Below are 982 nucleotides of genomic sequence, written 5' to 3' on the forward strand. Positions count from 1 at the left end.
TGCTGCATTTCAAGCCAGGATTGACTACGACGGAGGTCGCAGAGGTTGTCGGGGTGAGCCAGCCGGCTGCGGTGCGCCTGATCGATGGACTGGAGCGGCAGGGCCTCCTTGCCAGAGGAAATCCCGTGGGGCGAGTAACGCCCCTATCGTTGACCGAGGCGGGCCATGCGCACGTGGTTCTTTTGCAGAACCAAAGACTCGCTTCGCTTGATGGATTGCTCTCAGCTCTGGCGCCGAAAGAACGCAGACAGTTCGAATCCATGCTTGACCAGATCCTTGCTGGTGCGACCACGTCGCGCGCCCGTGCCCGTACCACCTGCCGTCTGTGCGAGCATGATCTTTGCGGGCACGACGTCTGCCCGATCGGCAGGCGAGCAGACGCGATAGAACAGCAAGGAGACACACGGTGATTATTAGTTATGGAGAGCACAAGCCGAAAATCCACCCCGACGCATGGGTAGCGGCAGATGCAACGATTTGCGGTGATGTGACGGTCGGCGCGGGGTGCCGGATAATGCACGGAGCCCGTATCGTCGCGGAAGGTGGCGGGTCTATCCACATCGGTGACTATTGCATTGTGCTGGAGAACGCGGTCGTACGTGCGACGGGTCGTCATCCCTGCACGATAGGGGACCACTGTCTCATCGGTCCGAACAGCCATGTGGTCGGCGCCAAGATAGGCGATGAGGTATTCATCGCCACGGGAGCCGCCATATTCCATGGGGCGACTGTTGGGCGAGGAGCCGAAGTCAGGATCAACGGGACCGTCCATCTGCGCTCTGGCCTTGAGGAAGGTGCGACCGTTCCCATCGGCTGGGTTGCTGTCGGCCAACGCGCTGAGATTCTGCCAGCGGATCAACACGATGCGATATGGGCTTTACAGAAACCGTTGGATTTTCCGGGTTTCGTCTATGGTCTCGATCGAGACACACCTCATCTGATGCGGGCGGTAACTACGGGCCTTTCAGAGCGCCTGGGAGTT

Annotated in this window: 2 protein-coding genes; both read left to right on the plus strand. The window is 59.9% G+C overall.

Translation table 11 applies throughout. From position 1 onward, the window contains the following. Nucleotides 1–410: MarR family winged helix-turn-helix transcriptional regulator (locus CU102_RS28275; protein WP_106714349.1), on the plus strand; the 410-nt coding region annotated here is incomplete at its 5' end. Continuing rightward, on the plus strand, nt 407–982 hold a 576-nt coding region (locus CU102_RS28280), incomplete at its 3' end, for a gamma carbonic anhydrase family protein (protein ID WP_106714350.1). The genes CU102_RS28275 and CU102_RS28280, both read left to right, overlap by 4 nt.

Origin of the sequence: Phyllobacterium brassicacearum, from assembly GCF_003010955.1 — a bacterium.
GTDB classification, from domain to species: Bacteria; Pseudomonadota; Alphaproteobacteria; order Rhizobiales; family Rhizobiaceae; genus Phyllobacterium; species Phyllobacterium brassicacearum.